The organism is Amycolatopsis sp. NPDC051071 (assembly GCF_040682875.1).
GTDB lineage: Bacteria > Actinomycetota > Actinomycetes > Mycobacteriales > Pseudonocardiaceae > Amycolatopsis.
The window spans coordinates 52168-72176 of sequence record NZ_JBFBBY010000004.1; the positions used below are offsets into that span (position 1 = coordinate 52168).

Here is a 20009-nt window from a genome sequence, read left to right on the forward strand (position 1 = left end):
AAGGAAGAGGAGTGCGAAACGTGCACAGCAACCTGATCGTCGCCCGGATGCGGCCGGAGTCGAGCGAGGACGTGGCGAAGCTGTTCGCCGAGTTCGACACCACCGACATGCCGCACCGCATGGGCACCCTGCGCCGCCAGCTGTTCAGCTACCACGGCCTGTACTTCCACCTCCAGGACTTCGCCAAGGAGAACAGCGGCGAGCACATCGAGCAGGCCAAGAGCGAGCCGCTCTTCCAGCAGATCAGCGCGGATCTCAAGCCTTTCATCGACGCCTACGCACCGGACTGGCGTTCGCCGTCCGACGCGATGGCAACCCGGTTCTACACATGGGAGCGCGCATGACACGGCGAAGGGTCGTCATCACGGGTATCGGCGTCGTCGCCCCTGGTGGGGTCGGCACCAAGGAGTTCTGGAACCTGATCAGCGAAGGGCGTACCGCCACGAGGGCGCTTTCGCTGTTCGACGCGTCGGCGTACCGGTCGCGGGTCGCGGCCGAAGTCGACTTCCACCCCGAGCGGCTCGGCCTCCGCGCCGCGGAGATCCGCCGGATGGACCGGGCCGCGCAGTTCGCCGTGGTGAGCACCGGCGAGGCGGTCTCGGACAGTGGCCTGGACCTGAGTGCGATGGATCCGCACCGGATCGCCGTCACCATCGGCAGCGCCGTCGGCTCCACGATCGGGCTGGAGAACGAGTACCGCGTGGTCAGCGATGACGGGCGGCTGAACCTGGTGGACCACAACTACGCCCCGCGCGAGCTCTACAACTACTTCGTCCCGAGCTCGTTCGCGACCGAGGTGGCCTGGAGCACCGGCGCGCAGGGACCCGGCACGGTGGTGTCCACCGGCTGCACCTCGGGGATCGACGCCGTCGGCCACGCCGTCGAACTCATCCGCGAAGGTACGGCTGACGTCGTGATCACCGGCGCGACCGACGCCCCGATCTCCCCGATCACCGTCGCCTGCTTCGACGCGATCAAGGCGACCACCGTGCACAACGACGATCCGGAGCACGCCTCACGGCCGTACGACCGCACCCGCAACGGGTTCGTGCTCGGCGAGGGCGCGGCGGGGCTGGTGCTGGAGGAGTACGACAGCGCCCGGCGGCGCGGTGCGCATATCTACGCCGAGATCGTCGGCTACGCCTCGCGATCCAACGCCTACCACATGACCGGGCTGCGTCCGGACGGCGAGGAGATGGCCGAGGCGATCAAGGTCGCGCTCGACGAGGGCAAGCTCGCTCCATCGGACATCGACTACGTCAACGCCCACGGTTCCGGGACCAAGCAGAACGACCGGCACGAGACGGCGGCGTTCAAACGCAGCCTCGGCGAGCACGCCTACCGGGTGCCCGTCAGCTCGATCAAGTCGATGATCGGGCATTCGCTCGGCGCGATCGGTTCGATCGAGATCGCGGCGTCGGCACTCGCCATCGAGTACGACGTCGTGCCGCCGACGGCGAACCTGCACGACCAGGATCCCGAACTCGACCTCGACTACGTTCCGCTCGTCGCCCGCGAGCAGAAGACGGACGTCGTGCTCAGCGTCGGCAGCGGGTTCGGCGGATTCCAGAGCGCCATCGTGCTGGCCGCGCCGGAACGGGCGGTGGCGTGAACACGACGACGGTGGTGACCGGTATCGGGGTCATCGCGCCGAACGGTATGGGAGCCGACGACTACTGGGCGTCCACTTTGGCCGGTGCGAGCGGTATCGGCCGGATCACCCGCTTCGACCCGTCCGGCTACCCCGTCCGGCTGGCGGGCGAGGTCCCTGGCTTCGATCCAGCCGAACACCTGCCCAGACGGCTGCTGCCGCAGACCGACCACATGACCCAGCTCGCACTCGTGGCGGCCGACTGGGCCTTCGCCGACGCCGACGTCCGCCCCGCCGAACTCCCGGATTTCAGCGCGGGCGTCGTCACGGCCAGCTCCGGCGGCGGATTCGAATTCGGGCAGCGCGAGCTGGAGAACCTGTGGAGCCGGGGAAGCAAGGCGGTGAGCGCGTACCAGTCCTACGCCTGGTTCTACGCGGTCAACACCGGGCAGATCTCCATCAGGAACGGGATGCGCGGGTTCACCGGGGTGGTGGTCAGCGACCAGGCCGGCGGTCTCGACGCGCTCGCGCAGGCACGACGGCAGATTCGCCGGGGCAGCAGGCTGATCCTGGCTGGCGGGGTGGACGGCGCGATCTGCCCGTGGGGCTGGGTCGCGCAGATGACCGCGGACCGGATGAGCGTCTCCGACGCGGCCGACCGGGCCTACCTGCCTTTCGATGCCGAGGCCACCGGCCATGTCTCCGGTGAGGGCGGGGCACTGCTCGTGCTCGAAGAGGCGGAAGTGGCCAGGGAACGCGGGGCGCGGGTCTACGGCGAGTTCGCGGGGTACGGGGCGACCATGGACCCCAAGCCGGGCAGCGGGCGCGAGCCGGGACTACGCAAGGCGATCGAGCTCGCGCTGGACGACGCGGCCGTGTCGCCGACCGAGGTCGACGTCGTTTTCGCCGACGCCGCCGCGGTTTCCGAACTCGACAAGGTCGAGGCCGAGGCGATCTGCGACGTCTTCGGTGCCGGGCAGGTCGCGGTGACGGCGCCGAAGACCATGACCGGAAGGCTCAACGCGGGTGCCGCCTCGCTGGATGTCGCGGCCGCGCTGCTGTCCATCAGGGACGGTGTCATCCCGCCGACGATCAATGTGGAGTGCTCCCCGGAGTACGACCTCGATCTGGTCACCGGGACACCGCGGCCGGCGCGGATCCGGCACGCGGTGGTGCTCGGCCGCGGTTACGGCGGCTTCAACGCCGCTGTCGTCGTCCGCGCCGCCTGAGCCCGCACCAGACCATGCCACCGAAAGGGAACACTGATGAGCCGAACCTTCACCGTCGACGACCTGGCCCGCATCCTCCGCGAGGGGGCAGGCGAGGACGGCGGCCTCGATGAATCCACTGTGGACATCTCGTTCGACGAACTCGGGCTGGAATCCCTCGCGCTGCTCGAAGCCACCGTCCTCATCGGACAGCAGTTCGGCGTCGACCTCGACGATTCGGTGCTGACCGATGTCAGCACGCCGAAGGCGCTGATCCAGACCGTCAACGATCGCCTGCTCGCCGCCAAAGCCGGATGACCGGCTCACCGGTCACGCCCACGAACACGGAGGAACCATGACGCAAGCGGACAGCCGGACAGCACTGGTCACCGGGGCCACCAGCGGGATCGGGCTCGCCGTCGCCCGGCAGCTCGCCGAACAGGGGCATCGGGTCTTCCTCGGCGCCAGGACCGCGGAAAACGTGACGGCGACGGTGAAATCCCTGCAAGAAAAAGGCCACGACGCGGACGGCACCACACTCGACGTCCGCTCGCGCACCGACATCGAGACCTTCGTGCAGGCGGCCGTCACCCGGTACGGCGAGGTCGACGTCCTGGTCAACAACGCCGGGCGGGCAGGCGGTGGGGTGACCGCGGACATCGCCGACGAGCTCTGGGAAGACGTCGTCGACACCAACCTCAACAGTGTGTTCCGGATGACCCGCGCGGTGCTCACGACCGGCGGCATGCGGACCAAGGATCGCGGGCGCATCGTCAACATCGCTTCCACGGCGGGGAAGCAGGGTGTCGTGCTGGGAGCGCCGTACTCGGCGTCCAAACACGGGGTGGTCGGCTTCACCAAGGCCCTCGGCAACGAGCTCGCCCCCACCGGCATCACCGTCAACGCCGTCTGCCCCGGCTACGTCGAAACCCCGATGGCCCAAGGGGTTCGCGAGCGTTACGCGGTCGCTTTCGACACCACCGAGCAGGCGATCCTCGACAAGTTCGTCGCGAAGATCCCGCTGGGCCGGTACTCGACCCCCGAGGAGGTCGCCGGACTGGTCGGCTACCTCGCCTCCGATCTCGCCGCTTCCATCACCGCGCAGGCACTCAACGTCTGCGGCGGGCTTGGCAACTTCTGACCATGGTCACCGAAACACCAGAGGAAAGGACGTTCACCATGTCCGGTGCCGGCCCGAGCGAAGTCGAACACGAGATCACCGTCGCCGCACCGGCGGAAGCGGTCTACCGGCTGATCGCCGAAGTGGGGAACTGGCCGCGGATCTTCCCGCCCACCATTTATGTCGAACATGTCGAGCGCGGGGACCGCGAGGAGCGGATCCGGATCTGGGCCACCGCCAACGGCGACGTCCGGAACTGGACCTCGCGCCGCGTGCTCGATCCGGCCGCCCGGCGGATCGAGTTCCGGCAGGAGGTGTCCCCGGCACCGATCGCCTCGATGGGCGGCGCCTGGGTGATCGAGCCGCTGACCGCGACCGAGTGCCGGATCCGGCTGCTCCACGACTACCGCGCCATCGACGACGACCCCGCCGACCTCGCACAGATCGCCAAGGCCGTCGACACCAACTCCCGCAGTGAACTGGGTGCGCTGAAGGCCAACCTGGAAGCGGCGGCGAAAGCGGAGGAACTCACGTTCTCGTTCGAGGATAGTGTCCGCATCGACGGTTCCGCGAAGGACGTCTACGACTTCGTGAACGAGGCGGATCGCTGGGTGGAACGGCTGCCGCACGTCGCGTCGGTCAAGCTCGACGAGCCGACGCCCGGGCTGCAGACCCTGGAGATGGAGACCCGCACCAAGGACGGGAGTACCCATACGACGAAGTCCTACCGGGTCTGCCTCGCCCCGGACAAGATCGCCTACAAGCAGGTGACCCTTCCCGCGTTGCTGGCACTGCACACCGGGTACTGGACGTTCCGGGAGAACGGTTCCGGCGTGATCGCGACCTCGCAGCACACGGTGGTGCTCAATCCGGACAAGATCGCCGAGGGTGTCGAGGTCGACACGGTGAAGAAGCAGGTCCAAGAGGCACTCAGCACCAACAGCACGGCGACCCTGGGGTACGCCAAGGCCCACGCGGAGCCGAGCAGGTGAAGCCGGGGGAGCGGACCCAGGTCGTCGTGGTCGGAGCGGGACCGGTCGGGCTGATGCTCGCCGGGGAGCTGCGGCTGGGCGGCGCGGACGTCGTCGTACTGGAGACCTTGACCGAGCCCACCACCGAATCCCGCGCGTCGACCCTGCACGCCAGGACGATGGAGATCTTCGACAGCCGCGGCCTCCTGACAGCACTGGGCACTCCGCCACGGGACGCCATGGGGCATTTCGGCGGGATCAAGATGGACCTCACCCTCCCCGGCCCGTATCCGGGGCAGTGGAAGGTACTCCAGGCCGCCGCGGCGGTCGTGCTGGAGGAATGGGCCCGTTCGCTCGGGGCGGACATCCGGCGTGGGTACGCCGTCGACGGCCTCGTGGTCACCGGCGACGACGTGGTCGTCGAGGCATACGGTCCGCGGGGTCCGCTCACCGTCACCGCCGAGTACGTCGTCGGTTGTGACGGCGAGGAAAGCACCGTCCGGCGGTTGACCGGCGCGGCGTTTCCCGGCCGGGACGCGGGGCGGGAGCTGCTGCGCGGCGACGTCGCCGGGATCGCCGTTCCCGACCGGCGGTTCGAAAGGCTGCCACGTGGTCTCGCGGTCGCGGCCCGCCGCCCGGACGGCGTCACCCGCGTGATGGTCCACGAGTCCGGCGGCACCCCGGTGCCTCGGACGGGTGAGCCCGCCTTCGAGGAACTGGCCAAGGCGTGGCACCGGGTCACCGGTGAGGACATCTCCGGCGGCGAACCGTTGTGGGTCAACGCTTTCGACGACACCACCCGGCAGGTGGCGCGGTACCGGGACGGCAGGCTGCTGTTCGCCGGGGACGCGGCGCACCGGCAGATGCCGATCGGCGGCCAAGCCCTCAACCTCGGCCTCCAGGACGCGGTCAACCTCGGCTGGAAGCTCGCCACGGTGGTCGCGGGCAGGCAATCGGCGGAGCTGCTCGACAGCTACCACGACGAACGGCACGCCGTCGGCGCGCAGACCTTGGCCGATATCTCCGCGCAGGCGGAACTGCTCTTCGGCGGGCCGGGAATCGAGCCGCTGCGGTCGGTATTCGGCAGGCTGATCGCGCAGCCGGCGGTGCGGGCCGAGCTGGCCGGGACGATCAGCGGGACCGGCCTGCGCTACGAGTTCGGTGACAGCCTGCCCCCGTCGGTGGGACGGCGGCTGCCTCCGGAGCTTCTCGGCGGATCCGCGGTCGCGGCCCTGCTGAGGGGCGGCAAGGGGCTGCTGATCCTGCTGGGCGACCGTGAACTTCTCGCGGCGACGGCGTCGAACTGGGCGGATCGCGTCGAGGTGGCGGTGTTCCCCGAGATCGCCACCCTGCCGCACGCCCTCCTGGTCCGCCCGGACGGTTACGTCGCCTGGGTACCGGACTGCCCCACCCCCCTCGATTCCGCGTTGCGGCGCTGGTTCGGCCCGCCCGCGGACCCGCAGACGGTCAAGGAAGGAGACCCGTGGCGCCTCGCCTCGATGTCGGAATAGCGCTGGGTTACGGCAAGGACGAAGAGCGGCTGGGACACGTTCTCGCGGCGGACGCGCGGCATGCCGAGTCCGTGGGCCTCGAGTCGTTGTGGACCGGTGACCAGCTGATTTCGGATCTGGCGTCGATGCCGGACAGCACCCTGGTGCTGGCGACGGTGGCGGCGGCGACCGAACGGATCCGCCTCGGCTTCGCCGTGATGGTTCTCAGCCAGCGGCCCGTGGCGTGGGCGGCCAAGCAGATCGCGACCCTGCAGCGGCTTTCCGGGAACCGGGTGCTGCTGGGAATCGGGGTGGGCGACGAAAAGCACGGGTGGGACGGCTTCCGCGCGGCCGGCGTCGACCACCGCGAACGGGGAAAGCTGACCGACGAGGCCTTGGCGTTGCTTCCGGACCTCGTGCGCGGCAAGCCGTGCGTGTTCGGCGGGGAGACGGTGCGGCTGGCGCCCGCCGCGCCGATGCCGCCCCTGCTGTTCGGTGGCCGGGCGGCCGCGATCCGGCGGTGTCTTCGCCACGGTGGCACCTGGATGGCCGCGATCGACGCACCGGCGAAGGTCTTCGCCCAGGTACCCGGGATCGCCGAGGAAGCGGCTTCGGCGGGCGTCCCCGTTCCCGAGGTCGTCATCACCGTCGGTCTCGCGCTGGGGAATCCCACCGCCGAGGACCTCGACCGGCAGGTCCGGATCCTCGGCGCGCACGGCCTCACCGAAGCCGAGGCGAACGCCACCATCCTGCGCGGCTCCGCGGACGACGGCGCGGAGTTCCTCGCGTCGCTGGCGGAGGCGGGCGCGACCCGCGTGGTCGGGGTCCCGTTCTCCGGTGACTGGCATGAACAGACGGAGCTGCTGGGCGAAGCGGCCGCCCGTCTTCCCGGAACAACGTCTACGGCAGTCGAGCCGACGAGAGGTGAACGATGACGGAAACCGTGGTGCCCACCAGGGAAGAGCTCGTCGAGCGGGCCGCGAAGGTCGTTCCGTTGCTGCGGGAACGATCGCTCTGGATCGACGAGCACGGGACGATGCCCGACGAGGTGATCGAGGCACTGGAGGAGACCGACATCTTCCGGATGCAGGTGCCCGTCGAATACGGCGGCTTCGAATCCGACGCGCGGACCCTCGTGGACGTGCACGCGGAGCTGGCAAAGGGGAACACGTCGGCGGCCTTCTGCGTGGCCGTCTATTCACTGCAGAACTGGATGACCGCGCTCTGGCCGGACGAGGTGCTGGCGGAGGTGTTCGCGCGGCCGAATGTCCGGGTGTGCGGTGGCGGAGCCCCGACCGGCACCGCGACCCGGGTCCCCGGCGGCTACCGGGTCAGCGGCGAATGGGCCTTCACCAGCGGTGTCCGGCACAGTCACTGGAAGCTGAGCGCGGCGAAGACCTCCGGTCCGGACGGTGAAGGCGGCGTCTTCGCGCTGCTCCCGGTCGAGTCGCTCGAACTGCGTGACGACTGGGACACGGTCGGCCTGGAGGGCACCGGCAGCGTCACCACTGTCGCGAAGGACGTCTTCGTACCGGACAAGCACATCCTCGACGCCGCGGAGTTCATGGCGAAGCCGTGCCAGTCGGAGACGAACTCCACCAAAGGCCTGTACCAGGTGCCGATCCCGGTCACCGCGACGGTCGCCATGGTCGGCGTGCTGCTCGGTTCGGCCGAGTACGCGCTCGCGAGCTTCCTGGAACGGCTCCCCGGCCGCCCGATCAGCTACACCGACTACCAGAGCCAGGCGGCGGCCTCGGTCACCCATCTGCAGGTCGGGGAGGCGGCGATGCTGATCGAGGAGGCGTTGACCAGGGCGAGGCAGTTCGCGGACCGGATGTCGGAGAAGACCCGGGACGCCGAACCCTGGAGCCAGGCCGAACGGATCACCTCGCGGGTCCAGATCGGGCGGGTCGGACAGCTGTGCAAGCAGGCCGTGGAGATCCTGGCTTCGGCGAGCGGAGGTTCCTCCATCTACCGCAAGGTGCCGATCGTGCGGATCCACCGCGACCTGCACGCCATGCTCCTGCACGGATTTTTTAACCCGCAGACGAACATCGAGCTCTACGGCAGGCATTTGTGTGACCAGGAGCCCAACACTACGTATTTCTGACCGGCGCGGTGCACCGACCGAGTGATCTTCGCTGGCACACGGGGAACGGTTGATCAAAGCCGGTCGTATCCCCGGTAACGTCGGCGGCAGACCGCGCGCACGGCGGAAGGTCTCCTTCGGCGCGCCGACGCGCCGAAGGAGACAAGCGCATGTCGGGTACCGGAAACCTGAACGCGAAGACCGTCATCGTGACCGGAGCGACTTCGGGGATGGGCAAGGCACTGTCCCTCCGCGCGGCCGCCGACGGCGCGCACGTGATTCTGGCCGGGCGTAACGAAAAAGCCGGCCGGGAGATCGTTTCGGTCATCGAAGGGGAAGGGGGGACCGCGGCCTTCGTGCCCACCGACGTCACCGTCGAGAAGGACGCGGAGGCCTTGGTGGAGAACGCTTTGCGTCTGGCCGGGCGCATCGACTGCGTATTCAACAACGCCGGCGCCATGACCACCGACGGACTGGTTCCGGACCTCGAAACCGCGTCGTGGCGACTGGGTATCGAGACCAACCTCACCAGCGTGTTCTTCGGGCTGAAATACCAGATCCCGGCGATGGTGGCCGGTGGTGGCGGCGCGATCGTCAACAACGCCTCCCTGCTCGGGGTGCGGGGACAGGCCGGGGCATCCGCTTATGTGGCGGCGAAACACGGCGTTGTCGGGCTGACGAGAGCCGCCGCGCTCGAGTTCGCCGCACAGGGGGTGCGGGTCAACGCGCTGGTGACGGGGCCGGTCGACACACCCGCTCTCTGCTCGACGACCGGGGTGACCGGTCGGGAGGCGATCGTCGCGGACGCCGCGGCGCATACGCCCGTCGGGCGCGTCGGCGACCCCGAGGAAGTGGCGGCGTTCGCGGCCTTTCTGCTCGGCGATGAAACGAAGTTCATCACCGGCGCGGCGCTCACCATCGACGGAGGTATGTCCGCTTGACCGGTGCGAAATCCGTATTTCCCTTGTGTTACAAGCGTTCGTGTGTGAATTTCAGGAACCGGCCGCTGTTGGACACCTCGATGCGGTTACGGTAACGTGGACCTGAACTCGTTGGGGAGCACGAAATTGGTTCTTGTCAAAGGGTTTTGTCGCGTCGAAATCGGGATCACGCGACGGATGGTCGAGAACCGGCTGGGGGACTGTGTTGATGAAGGTCGGCCAGGATGATCCGCTGACAGTGGCGGAAGGCGTTCAGGATGACCGTGTTCCTGACTATTGGGAACAACGGCTCCCTGAGCAGATCCGCCGCACGCCGGACACGATGTTGTTCGGCCATTCGTTTCTCTCCAGACGTTTCCGTGCGGGGGATCGCGCGCCCGCGAACAGGGTCGCGCAGCCGGTTCCGGAGCGGATGTTCGGGCTGGATGAGGAATGCCCCGACGGCGGGCGATGTGCCCATTCGGCCCAAGACTCGTGTTTCGCGACGCAGGCGTACCGGTTGACCATCGCGGGAAACCACCGCGCCACCGCGGTCCGGCTGGCGGAATGCGCACTGGCCGACGAGGCGTGCAAATATCATCTGAACTGCGTCTGGTCCGCGCTGATCACCGAGATCTGCGCCGATGACCTGGTCCGGGCCGACGAGCACTGCGCGAGACTCGCCACCGAATCGTATTGGGCGGATTGTCCGCCCGCCAAGAAGATGCTCTCCCTCCTGCGAGCCAGGATCTGTTCGGTGGCAGGCGATTCGCGGGGTGCGCTGGCGCATTGCCAGGAAGTGCTCGCGGGCGGCGCGCCGGACTCGTTGAAGGCCACGGCCGTGGCGTGGCTCGTGCAGACGCTGGTCATCGTCGGCAGGACGGGACAGGCGCTGGATGTGCTGGCCGAGCAAGGTTTCGCCGGCCCGGTGCCGCCTGGGATCCCCGGCCGGGCCGATCTGCTCGCCGCACGTGGCGCGGTCGCCGTCGCGGTGGGCCGTCCGCTCGACGGCATCGCCGAGTACAGCGCGTGCGGTGCCGAGCTGGACCGGGTGAACATCACCAATCCGGCTGTGGTGCCCTGGCGCCCGCAAGCCGCGCTCGCCGCGATTTCGGTGCGACAGAACGAAACCGCGAAAAACCTGGCGCAGACCGAACTGGCGCGGGCGAGGCGGTGGGGCGCACCGAGCGCCGTCGGCAGAGCGTTGTACGTCGTGGCGGCCATCGACGGCGGGCGCCGTGCCGACAGCTGGGCGGACGAGGCGATCAGCCTGCTCGAACTGGCTCATGCCTGGGTCGAGCTACCCTGTGCGCTGACCATTCACGGGACGATCCTGCGTGACCGTAACGATCTCGGCGGCTCCCGCAAGCAGCTGAACCGGGCGATCGCGATCGCCCGTGAATGCGGTAACAGCTACTGGGAGGCTCAGGCAAGGGCGGCGCTGGAGCTCGTGGTCGAACCACAGAAGCTGTCGCGCCAGGAGGTCGAGGTCCTGAAGCTGGCCACTGTCGGCTACCGGAACACCGAGATCGCCAAACGTCTTTCGCTGGCGAGGAGAACGGTCGAGTTCCACCTCTCCTCGATCTACCGCAAACTCGGGGTTTCGAGCAGGCGTGAACTGCCGTCGTCGGCGGAAATGTGCCTGTGGTTCAGCTGAGACACCCCTTCCGGCACGGCGTCGTGCGCTGACCGCTACCCGCGGCCGGGCCCTGTTCCGGTGTGCCAAGCCGGTTGCGGCGCGTTCGGCCGCCCTGCCAGTATCGAACGTGGATGCCCTTCGCAATGTCGCGAAACCTCTTGGTGTCATGCCGTGGGCGCGTGTTGTCGAGGTGCGGTTCGTCCAGAGGAATCGTTGCGACAGAGGGGATCGATTCACCATGGACAGCCGCTACGTGGCGGATGCCGGCCGCCGTCGTGCCGAACTGGCGCGCACCGCCCGCTGGGCGGACGCGGACGCCGTCGTCCGCGAGGTTCTCGAACAGGCGGCCGAGACCGGTGGTGTGCTGCCGGATCTGGTGTACCTGCCGGGATGTGCCGCACTGGGCATCGCCGCTACGGAAGAGGCGAGCGCCGCCGTGGCGGAAGCGCGGCGTCATGTCGTCGAAGCGATGCTGCTGACGAATCGGGGAACTGACCGGCGGCAGGCGATCTCGCTGGTGCTGCGCGCGCTGGAGGAGTCCGGCTACGAAGACGTCCTGACGTTCTGGTGCGGGTTGATGACGTTGCTCCACGCCGACGAATTCGCGCTCGCCGAACGGGAATGCGCCACGGCCGCGTCGCTGAACCACTGGTCGCGGTTCCCTGCCCGCCGTCGGCTGCTCGACCTGATCAGGGGCAGGATGTGCGCACTGTCGGGGAAACTGCGTGAAGCGCGGTCCGTCTTGGCGGAGCTGGCGAAGGTGCCCTCCGGCTGCGGCGAGGTCGCCGCGATCTGGCTCGTCGAGGTGTTCGCGGAACTGGGTGACGTTTCGAGCGCCACCGATCTGCTGCACGCGCACGGGATGCTGGGTTCCATCGCGGAGGGCCGGGACCGGCCGCTGATACTGGCGGCCCGTGGCGCGGTCGAGTTCGCGGCGGGCCGGTTCGAACAGGGGCTCGAGAACTTCATCGCCTGTGGCCGGGAACTGAGCGGCTGGTCGGTGTTCAATCCGGCGGTCGTGCCCTGGCGTTCGCGTGCCGCGCTGTGCGCTTCCGCGTTGCAGCGGTGCGATCTGGCGATTTCGCTCGCTCAGGACGATCTGATGTACGCCCGGTCGTGGGGAACGCCCTGGACGCGAGGAGCCGCGCTGCACGCGCTGGGCCTCGCCCGGTGTGATGAGCACAGTGCGCAATACCTCCGCGAAGCTGTCACGGCGATTCTTCAGGGAACGACCCAGAGCGAACGTATCCGGGTGTCCTTCGACCTCGGCCTGTATCACTGGCGGCGGCTCGATTTCGAGGATGCCCGCAGGATGCTGACGACCGCGCGGAATTTCGCCGACGACTGTGAAAGCCGGGTGTGGTCGGATCGTTCGCGGGTCGCGCTGGGCAGGCTGAACGGCGACATCACCACCACGGCACTCACCGAGCGGGAAGCGCTGATCGGCGGTCTCGCCCGTGCGGGTTTGAGCAACAAGGAGATCGCCGAACACGCGAACCTCACGGTACGGACGGTCGAACAGCATTTGTCCAGTGTGTACCGGAAATTGGGCATTTCTGGCCGATCGGACATGGCTTACGCGATGGTCAATCCCTGCTTTTCGGCCTAGGGCGTGTCTGGCAAATCTGGGCGCGAACCCCATCGACCAGATTTGCCAGACACGCCCTAGGGCAGGGGCGCCGGAATGACCGCGGGCCTGGGGGTCGCCCGTGATGGCCATTCCGGCGACCCGGGTCAGGCGGGTTCCGGCTGCGGTTCGCGTTGAGCCGAGCCGAGCCGCATCGGTACCAGGACGAGCGCGGCGAGAATGGCCAGCACCACGAGGACGGTGCTGCCCAGATACGCGAACTGGAAACCGGACGCGGCCGCTTCCTTCGGTTCCGTACCGCTTCCGACCAGCGAAGTGGTACGGGAGGCGGCGACGGTGGCGAGCGCGGCGGTTCCCATCGCCGCGCCGATCTGCAGGGTGGTGTTCGCCAGGCCCGAGGCGACACCGGTGTGCTCCGGCGAGTCGGCCGACATGGCGGAGCCGATCACGGCGGGAACCGCGGCGCCCATCCCGATCCCGGCGAGCAGCAGTGCCGGGAGCACATGGGCGAAGTAGTTGCCGTTCACCGGAACCTGGGTCAGCAGCGCCAGACCCGCCGCCACGACGATGAGACCGCCGGCGAGGACCGGGCGGATGCCGAGACGGCCAATCAGCTTCGGTCCGAGCCAAAGCGCGACGACGGCGTTCGCGACCGGGGTCGGCAGGAAGGCGAAGCCGGTGGTGAGCGCGTCGAGGCCGAGAACCTGTTGCAGGTAAAGGGCGGTGAGGAACTGGAAGCCCATCATTCCGGCCACCATGAGGATCATGACGATGTTCCCCCCGGTCACCGGCCGGGAGCGGAACAGGGCCAACGGCAGCAGCGGCGTCGCCGCTTTGGCCTGGCGGAGAAGGAAACCACCCAGCAAGAGCAGGGCGAGGATGAGCAGGGACCAGCGCCTGGTCGGCGACCCGGTGTCGACGATGACGTAGACCAGCAGCATCGCGCCCGCGGTCACCAGGACGGCGCCGATCGCGTCGACGCCTGCCCGCAGGCCCGCGCCGGTGTCCCGCTCGATGAGCGCGAAGGTCGCCACGACGACGACGATGCCGATCGGGACGTTGACCAGCAGCGTCCAGTTCCAGCTGAGGCCCTGGGTGAGGACACCGCCCAGGATCATGCCGATGGACGCGCCGCCCGCCTGCACGAAGCTGAAGAGGCCGAGTGCTTTGCCCTGCTCACGCTGTTCGGGGAACAGGGTGACGATCATGCTGAGCACGACCGACGAGGCGAGCGCGCCTCCCGCGCCCTGGATGAACCGGAAGACGATGAGCATCGTCTGGTTGCTTGCCAGGCCGCAAAGCAGGGACGCGACGGTGAAGACGCACAACCCGATGACGAAGACCCGTCGCCTGCCGATCAGGTCACCCAGCCTGCCCGAGAACAGGAGCAACCCGCCGAAGGGCACGAGATAGGCGTTCACCACCCACGCCAGGCTCGTCGGGGCGAAGCCGAGATCGGACTGGATGGACGGCAAGGCGACGACCACGATCGTTCCGTCGAGCACCACCATCAGCGATGCCAGACACAGGACGACGAGCGCGAGCTGCCGCGAACGGCCGCCCGGCTCGGCATTTTCGAGTACCACAGGACCTCCACCACTGGACAAGGAAACGTCTTCCCCGGGTGACGCCGAAGGTCATCTCGGTTTCAGATCGTCGGGTGGACAGATTATCTGACGGCAAGGCGGTCCCGCTAGCCCCCTCACACCGAGTTCGACATCCAGGCACGCGAGTTACGCGTTCAAGCACGCGAGTTACGTCCCTGAGCACGCGAGTTACGTGTTCAAGCACGCGAGTCACGTCTTTGCCCTGGCCACCAACCCCCCGAACAGGCCGGTCACAGCGAACCCGAGCACCACGCCACGTTCGAGACGGCCGCGATCAGCGTCGGGGTCTCGTGAGTGGTAAGTCGCGTCGTCTGCTCGGTTAGAGTGCAATCGGGCGCGAGGGAGGGCGATGACGACGGGAAAAGGCGAGTCCCGGCTGCGGTCTGCCGTCCTCGCGCGGGCGTGGGAGGACATCCCGGGGGTGGAGGTCCTGTCGTCGGCCGATGGCGGGCCGCTGACCCGGACGATCAAGAAGATCATCGACCCGCTGGTGATCCGTACCGCCGCGCGTCCCCGGCTGGGGCGTCCCGTGCTGGATCCGGCAGCGGCGGCGGAAGTGACGGAGCTGCTGCTCGCCGACGCGCCCCGATTGCGTGCGACCGCGGCCTGGTTCACTCACCTGAAGCGCCAGCGGCGCGCCCTGCGCATCACGGCGGGGAACGTCCAGGACGTATGCTTCCCGCTGGCCTACGAGCTGGCGACGGGCTTCGGCACGCCGGGTTCGGAGGCGGCGGAGACTGCCGCGGCGGCACTGCGCGATCTGCACGGCGAGGGCGGTGCCACGGGTGCCGATCAGCTGACCGGCTACCTGGCGGATCCCAGGATCTCGGCCGATCTGAGCGCGGAACTCCGGCGCCGCTGGCACGCCGAATCCGCCGGGCCCGCGACGGAGGACGACGTCGCGTTGCTCCAGGCCTTCGTCGACGGCCTCTCCGACTCCGCTTGGCGGGACCTCGCCGGATCGGCGACCGGGCACGCTTTCGGTCTCGCCCTGCGACAGCCGGGTGGAGCCGACGCCGTGCTCCGGGCCGTGCGCGCGATTTCCGGGCTGCCCGTGCCGGACCTCGGCCTGCAGCGCGGTGACCGCACCGCCGTCCCGCCGCTCAACCGGCGGGACGAAGCAGGCTCCGAACTCCTCGAACGCAGCGTCGAACGACGGGTACGCGCCACGTTGCGCCGTCTTCCCTTGGCCGAGAGGGATTGCGTCGCCGACCTGGTCGACGACGAACTCGCCCGCGCCGCCGCCGGGTTCGGGCTCGGCCTGCCCGCCTTGGCCGCGTGTTTCGCGCTCGGTGTCGCCGTCGCCCCCGCGCTCCGGCCGCTCGACGGCGCCGCGCCCGCCGGGATCCCCGAGTTCGCGCGGCAGCTCAACGCCCAGGTCGCGCGCGAGGGTTACGTCCTGCATGCCCGCCGGGCACTCGCCGGTGCCACGCCGCTCACCCCGCGGCCCGACGCCGAACTCCTGCGCGATCTGCGTGAGTTCGCCAAGCAGTTCCTCAGCAGGTTATGGGTCCGGCTACACGGTTTCGACGTCCGCGGTGACCTTCCCGCCGACGCCGCCGACGTGCGCGACCTCGTCACCGGCGTCGTCCGCTCGACCTCGCTGGACCTGCGGACGAAGGTGCGCCGCGCACTCGTGGCCCGCCTGCCGGAGCTGGAGGCCGTGTCGTGACGCATCCGGTGCACACACCCGTCATCGCGGCGGACGGCGGTCTCGTCCGCTTCGCGCTCGCCGAGCTGCTCGCCGGTTCCGTGGCGTCGATGCGGATCGAACTCACCGACGCCGGGGCCGCCGAGCCGTGGCTGACCCGGCTCGTCGGCCCGGACACCGCGCTGACCGCGCTCGCCGAGGGGCACGCCGACGTCGCGGCCGGCCCGGAACTGGCCAGGCTGGCGCTGCTGCTGTGGATACGCCACTGGTGGCCCGCCAGTCCGATACTCGGAGTCCCTTCGCTCGACTCGGCGTTGCTGGACCTCGAAACGGCGGTCGCGACGGCCGCGGTCGAGGACGTCGCCGAAGGTCTCCTCGACGGTTTCGAAGCCGGTCCCGCCGAGCTGTTCGACACGGCGATCGCGGACGGCGCGCTCTTCGCGGCCGCGTTCCCGGTCGCCCGAGAGGTCCGCGGGCTGTGCACCCGGCTGGCGGCCTGGTTCGACGCCCAGGACGACGTCGTCCGTGCCGAAGCGGCGGCGGAATCGGCCGCTCGCCTGGAAACCGTGTCGCCGGGCCAACGTGCGTACGCGTTGGCGGCCGGCGCCGATCCCGCCACGTCCGGCGAAGGTGTGCTGGCCGAAGGACGGGCCAGTGTCGACTGGGCGCGCGTTCCCCCGGGCGTCGTGGACGCCGCCGAAGGGACGGTGACCTGGCGGATCGTCACGGCCATGGCCGCCACCCGGCTCGAAGTCGACGTCGCGGGGGCGTTCGCCGACGCGACGCTCACCGCGGTCGCGTTCCACGACGGCGAGCCGTTCGCGGAGGTTCCCTTGGCGCTCGGGGCCGGACGGTTCACCGGGACGGCGGACCTGGACGAAGCCGCGTCCCGGCTGGCCGCGAATGTCCACAGTGGAGGCATTGGGATCGTCGTCGGGGTGGCCGCCGAGGGGGTCGCCGGTACCACGGCGGAGGACAGGGCCGAGGTGGTCGCGCTCGTGCGGGCACGTCCGGCGGAAAACCGGACACTGGCGGAACGGGCCGCGGCCGCTGCCGCCGAAGAGGAGTTCTGACGTGCTCGTCGGTATGCCGCCGCCCCAGACCCCGCCGGACCGCCCGCTCCCGCCCGAAGTGACTCCCGCGACCTCGCATGGCTACAACTGTCGTTGTGTCGCAAGGCATTTCGGTCTCGATCCGGCCCCGTACGGCGAAGTGCCCGCGTGCTCGCTTTCCGAGAGCAAGTACCACAAGCTGCTCATCGAAGCCGCCAAGGTTCAGGACCAGGCCAAACAGCTCGCCGCGGTGCGCAACGCCGCCGGTGCGCACCGGAAGTACGCCCGGATGCGGGAGATCGCGCGGAAGCTCGACCGGACCGACCTCGACCTCGCCGCGGTCAGCGATCTGGCCCACGTCTGCTACTCAGCGGGCGACTTGCGCAACGCGAGGCAATGCGCGGACGCCGTGCTCCAGGCCTTCAAGGTGAGTGCCGCCGCCATCGTCCACTTCGGACAGTACGCCGAGGCGCGGATGATCGAAGGCTCCCGGGAGGTCGCCGAGCGTGTGCTCATTTCCCTTGCCACGGAGGAAGGTGACGTCGCCAAGGCGCGTGAGCTGATCGCCGGGCAGCGCCACCGGGCGGCGTTCCGCAAGGACGCGGGGCCGGACCAGTATCCGCCCGAATTGCTCGACGTCCACGGTTCCGACGAGATGGAACTGCGGATCTTCGAGGTGCGCGTCCGGATCGCCGCCGGAGATCTGGCTGGTGCGCGGGCTGAGCTCGAGGAGATCCTGGCGGCGCTGGACACCATGGCGGAGATCGACGAGATCCGCGAGCGGGTCACCCACCAGCAGGCCATGGCCATGGCCGAACGTGCCCGGATCCGCCAGGCGGCCGGTGAGGACGCCGACGCACGGGCTGACCTGCTGAGGCTGAGCGCTCAGCACGTGGGCGGCCCGCTGGCCGCGAAGGCCGACATCGGGCTGGCGGAAGCCCGTGCCCTGGCCGGGGATCTCCCCGGTGCGGTCGCCGCGATCGTCGCCGCCCGCGACGAACTCGCGGCGGCGGGCCAGACCGGCGACGTCGCGGAGGCGAGCCACGCGCTGGGCACGTTGCTGCTGTATACGGGCGACGTCGCGCAGGCCAGGGCACAGTTCGAGCACGCGAAAACGATCCGGACGGCCAACGGGGACGTTCCGGGACTGCGCCTCGTCGACACGGCACTGGCCCGCTGCGCCGCGGCGGAAGGCGACTGGACGACCGCGGAGGAGTACGCGGACCGGGCCAGGGAATCGGCGCGGTCCTCGGGGGACTGGTCGGACCACCTGCACACGGACTTCGTGGCGGCCTCCATCGGGTTCGCACGCGGAGACGACCTGCGGGCGGTGTTGGATTTACTGCTCCCGCTGACCCTGGCGGCGGCGGAGTACCGATTCGAGTTCACATCACCTCAGGCGCGCACGGCGTGGGCACGCGACGTCGCGGCACCGACGCTGGGGCTGGCGCTGGCGTTGCTGACGCGGCTGAACGAGCCGAGGCTGGCGGCGGAACTGATCGAACGCACCTGCGCGGTCGGCGCGTACACGGGAGTGGAGGGGCCGTCGCTCGACCTGACCGGGACACTGCCGACCCTCGAAGTGCTGCTGCCGTCCACTGAGGACGATCGGCTTCCCTTGGCGGCCCTGGGTTCCGTCACGTCGTCGCTCCCGCTCCGGCTCGCCCCGCCGCCCGCCCTGCGGTGGTCCCCGGGATCGGCCATGGAAATGGACTCCTGGCTCGGCAAGGCCGTCGAGAGGTACCGTCTGCCGCCGCTCGCGACCGGGACCGTCGAGACCTGGCCCGCCGCCCGGCCCGGACGTGAGACCTTCCTCCTGCGCTTCGCCGACGCCGGGCACACCTTCCTCACCTGGCGGACCACCGAGGACCTTGACACCGTCCACACGCATCCACTCGATTTCGCGCTGGTCGGGACGGCCCGCGAGTTCCTGGACGCCGCGTCGCCGACCCCGCACGAGGGCGAAAGTGTCGCCGACGCCGTCCGGCGCTCCCTGAGCGAAGAGGCGTTCGGCAGTTTCGAAGGCGAACAGCGCCTGGCCAGGGTCCTCGCGCTCAACCTCCTGCCCGCGGACCTCGTCGAACGGCTTCGCCGCGCTGCCGCCAGTGGAAGCCGGCCGCTGCTGCGCGTCCAGCCGTCGCCGAGTCTCGCCGGTGTCCACTGGGGACTGCTGGCCCTGCCGGACCGGCGAGCCGATCATGTGCTCGACCTCGGCGAGATCGGCACCTGTTTCGACAGTGACGAGCGTGTTCTCGACGTCGCCGACGTCTCACTGCTGGCCCCGGCCGGGATCCCGCGTCGTCCACCCGCCCCCCACGGCCCGCCCGTCTACCTGCTCGATCCGAAGATCCCCGGCCAGAGCGCGTTCGGTGAACTGGGATCCGTACTCGGCAAGCAGGACACGACGTCCCCGCTGATCCGGCACCTGGACGCGCGGCTGGCCGACGGCCCTGTCCTTCCCGCCGCCGCACGCGGGCTCGATCTGGTCCGCCGCACCGACACCGACCGGCGCCTGCTCGCGAACCTCCTGGCCGAACCGTGTTCGCGGCTGGTGTTCGTGGGACACGTCAGCCGCGTCCGTGACGAGTACGGCGCGCAGACCGCACTGCACCTGTCCTGCGCGGCAGGCCTGCCCGGTACGGCCACGCCGATCGGGGAGCACCGGCCGTTCACCGCCGCCGACCTCGCACTGTCCGAAGTGGACACCATGCCCGCGCGAGTGGCGCTGATCGGCTGCGCCAGCGCGAGTGACTTCGGTCTGGCGGAACCGTTCGGTGTGCTGCTCGCCGCCGTCGCGGCAGGCGCGGGGCTGGTCGCCGCGACCGTCTGGGCCCTGCCGACGTCGGCCGCGGTGCCGGGCGCGGACCCGATGGCCGAACTGGTCATCGCCGTCGACAACGCCCTCGCCGGGGAAGACCCGGTCACCGAGCTGAACGCCTGGCAGCGGTCCCGGCTCGCGCTCTGGCGCGAGCAGCCCGGACCGGCCCGCTCGCCGGTCTTCTGGGCGCCCCTGACCTGCCTCGACGCCACCGACGACGCGAAAACCTGGGTTCGGTAGCAAGCCGGCCGTCCGAAGCTGTGTC

The 20009-nt window shown here is 69.4% G+C and carries 16 protein-coding genes; 15 read left to right on the forward strand and 1 reads right to left on the reverse strand.

From position 1 onward, the window contains the following. Positions 1–20 precede the first annotated feature (20 nt). From AB0M65_RS02370 to AB0M65_RS02425, 12 genes are all read left to right on the forward strand, one after another. Positions 21–344 carry a TcmI family type II polyketide cyclase gene (locus AB0M65_RS02370; RefSeq protein ID WP_364020176.1) on the forward strand — a complete coding sequence of 108 codons (324 nt, stop codon included), beginning with the start codon at positions 21–23 and terminating at the stop codon, positions 342–344. Further along, positions 341–1612, forward strand: a complete 1272-nt coding sequence (locus AB0M65_RS02375) for a beta-ketoacyl-[acyl-carrier-protein] synthase family protein (protein WP_364020179.1) — start codon at positions 341–343, stop codon at positions 1610–1612. The genes AB0M65_RS02370 and AB0M65_RS02375 overlap by 4 nt, the downstream gene beginning before the upstream one ends. Then, positions 1609–2820, forward strand: coding sequence for a ketosynthase chain-length factor (locus AB0M65_RS02380; protein WP_364020182.1), 1212 nt, complete (start codon positions 1609–1611; stop codon positions 2818–2820). The genes AB0M65_RS02375 and AB0M65_RS02380 overlap by 4 nt, the downstream gene beginning before the upstream one ends. A 36-nt stretch (positions 2821–2856) precedes the next feature. Next, the gene (locus AB0M65_RS02385) at positions 2857–3117 is read left to right on the forward strand and encodes an acyl carrier protein (protein ID WP_364020185.1); all 261 of its coding nucleotides are present in this window, start codon (positions 2857–2859) and stop codon (positions 3115–3117) included. A gap of 37 nt (positions 3118–3154) precedes the next feature. Further along, on the forward strand, positions 3155–3940 hold the full coding sequence (gene fabG, locus AB0M65_RS02390) for a 3-oxoacyl-ACP reductase FabG (protein WP_364020187.1): 786 nt from the start codon (positions 3155–3157) through the stop codon (positions 3938–3940). 38 nt (positions 3941–3978) lie between these two features. Further along, positions 3979–4911: an aromatase/cyclase gene (locus AB0M65_RS02395; protein ID WP_364020190.1), complete on the forward strand. Its 933-nt coding sequence runs from the start codon at positions 3979–3981 to the stop codon at positions 4909–4911. Further along, positions 4908–6401 carry an FAD-dependent monooxygenase gene (locus tag AB0M65_RS02400; RefSeq protein ID WP_364020193.1) on the forward strand — a complete coding sequence of 498 codons (1494 nt, stop codon included), beginning with the start codon at positions 4908–4910 and terminating at the stop codon, positions 6399–6401. The genes AB0M65_RS02395 and AB0M65_RS02400 overlap by 4 nt, the downstream gene beginning before the upstream one ends. Beyond that, positions 6374–7315: an LLM class flavin-dependent oxidoreductase gene (locus AB0M65_RS02405; RefSeq protein WP_364020196.1), complete on the forward strand. Its 942-nt coding sequence runs from the start codon at positions 6374–6376 to the stop codon at positions 7313–7315. Before AB0M65_RS02400 ends, AB0M65_RS02405 begins: the two co-directional genes overlap by 28 nt. Further along, complete coding sequence (locus tag AB0M65_RS02410; RefSeq protein ID WP_364020199.1) at positions 7312–8490, forward strand: acyl-CoA dehydrogenase family protein; 1179 nt, start codon at positions 7312–7314, stop codon at positions 8488–8490. Before AB0M65_RS02405 ends, AB0M65_RS02410 begins: the two co-directional genes overlap by 4 nt. A 149-nt stretch (positions 8491–8639) precedes the next feature. Next, positions 8640–9410: an SDR family NAD(P)-dependent oxidoreductase gene (locus AB0M65_RS02415; RefSeq protein ID WP_364020202.1), complete on the forward strand. Its 771-nt coding sequence runs from the start codon at positions 8640–8642 to the stop codon at positions 9408–9410. A 208-nt stretch (positions 9411–9618) separates the two neighbouring features. Then, the gene (locus AB0M65_RS02420) at positions 9619–11046 is read left to right on the forward strand and encodes a helix-turn-helix transcriptional regulator (protein WP_364020205.1); all 1428 of its coding nucleotides are present in this window, start codon (positions 9619–9621) and stop codon (positions 11044–11046) included. Positions 11047–11266: 220 nt separating this feature from the next. Continuing rightward, a complete protein-coding gene (locus AB0M65_RS02425) occupies positions 11267–12637 on the forward strand; it encodes a helix-turn-helix transcriptional regulator (RefSeq protein WP_364020207.1) in 1371 nt (456 codons plus the stop codon). 125 nt (positions 12638–12762) lie between these two features. Here AB0M65_RS02425 and AB0M65_RS02430 read toward each other — a convergent pair whose 3' ends face one another. Then, positions 12763–14202, reverse strand: a complete 1440-nt coding sequence (locus AB0M65_RS02430; protein WP_364020210.1) for an MFS transporter — start codon at positions 14200–14202, stop codon at positions 12763–12765. Between the two features lie 370 nt (positions 14203–14572). Here AB0M65_RS02430 and AB0M65_RS02435 point away from each other — a divergent pair, with 370 nt between their 5' ends. The 3 genes from AB0M65_RS02435 to AB0M65_RS02445 are packed head-to-tail and all read left to right on the forward strand — an operon-like array spanning position 14573 to position 19984. Further along, positions 14573–15895: a hypothetical protein gene (locus AB0M65_RS02435; protein WP_364020213.1), complete on the forward strand. Its 1323-nt coding sequence runs from the start codon at positions 14573–14575 to the stop codon at positions 15893–15895. Then, a complete protein-coding gene (locus tag AB0M65_RS02440) occupies positions 15892–16947 on the forward strand; it encodes a hypothetical protein (RefSeq protein ID WP_364020216.1) in 1056 nt (351 codons plus the stop codon). Before AB0M65_RS02435 ends, AB0M65_RS02440 begins: the two co-directional genes overlap by 4 nt. Before the next feature lies 1 nt (position 16948). Then, positions 16949–19984 carry a tetratricopeptide repeat protein gene (locus tag AB0M65_RS02445; protein WP_364020219.1) on the forward strand — a complete coding sequence of 1012 codons (3036 nt, stop codon included), beginning with the start codon at positions 16949–16951 and terminating at the stop codon, positions 19982–19984. Positions 19985–20009: the final 25 nt, after the last annotated feature.

Excerpts from the sequence above, each read along its gene's own strand:
- AB0M65_RS02425 (WP_364020207.1), top strand. The coding sequence starts at position 11,267 with ATGGACAGCCGCTACGTGGCGGATGCCGGCCGCCGTCGTGCCGAACTG.
- AB0M65_RS02435 (WP_364020213.1), top strand. The coding sequence starts at position 14,573 with ATGACGACGGGAAAAGGCGAGTCCCGGCTGCGGTCTGCCGTCCTCGCG.
- AB0M65_RS02410 (WP_364020199.1), top strand. The coding sequence starts at position 7,312 with ATGACGGAAACCGTGGTGCCCACCAGGGAAGAGCTCGTCGAGCGGGCC.
- fabG (WP_364020187.1), top strand. The coding sequence starts at position 3,155 with ATGACGCAAGCGGACAGCCGGACAGCACTGGTCACCGGGGCCACCAGC.
- AB0M65_RS02385 (WP_364020185.1), top strand. The coding sequence starts at position 2,857 with ATGAGCCGAACCTTCACCGTCGACGACCTGGCCCGCATCCTCCGCGAG.
- AB0M65_RS02375 (WP_364020179.1), top strand. The coding sequence starts at position 341 with ATGACACGGCGAAGGGTCGTCATCACGGGTATCGGCGTCGTCGCCCCT.
- AB0M65_RS02395 (WP_364020190.1), top strand. The coding sequence starts at position 3,979 with ATGTCCGGTGCCGGCCCGAGCGAAGTCGAACACGAGATCACCGTCGCC.
- AB0M65_RS02415 (WP_364020202.1), top strand. The coding sequence starts at position 8,640 with ATGTCGGGTACCGGAAACCTGAACGCGAAGACCGTCATCGTGACCGGA.
- AB0M65_RS02420 (WP_364020205.1), top strand. The coding sequence starts at position 9,619 with ATGAAGGTCGGCCAGGATGATCCGCTGACAGTGGCGGAAGGCGTTCAG.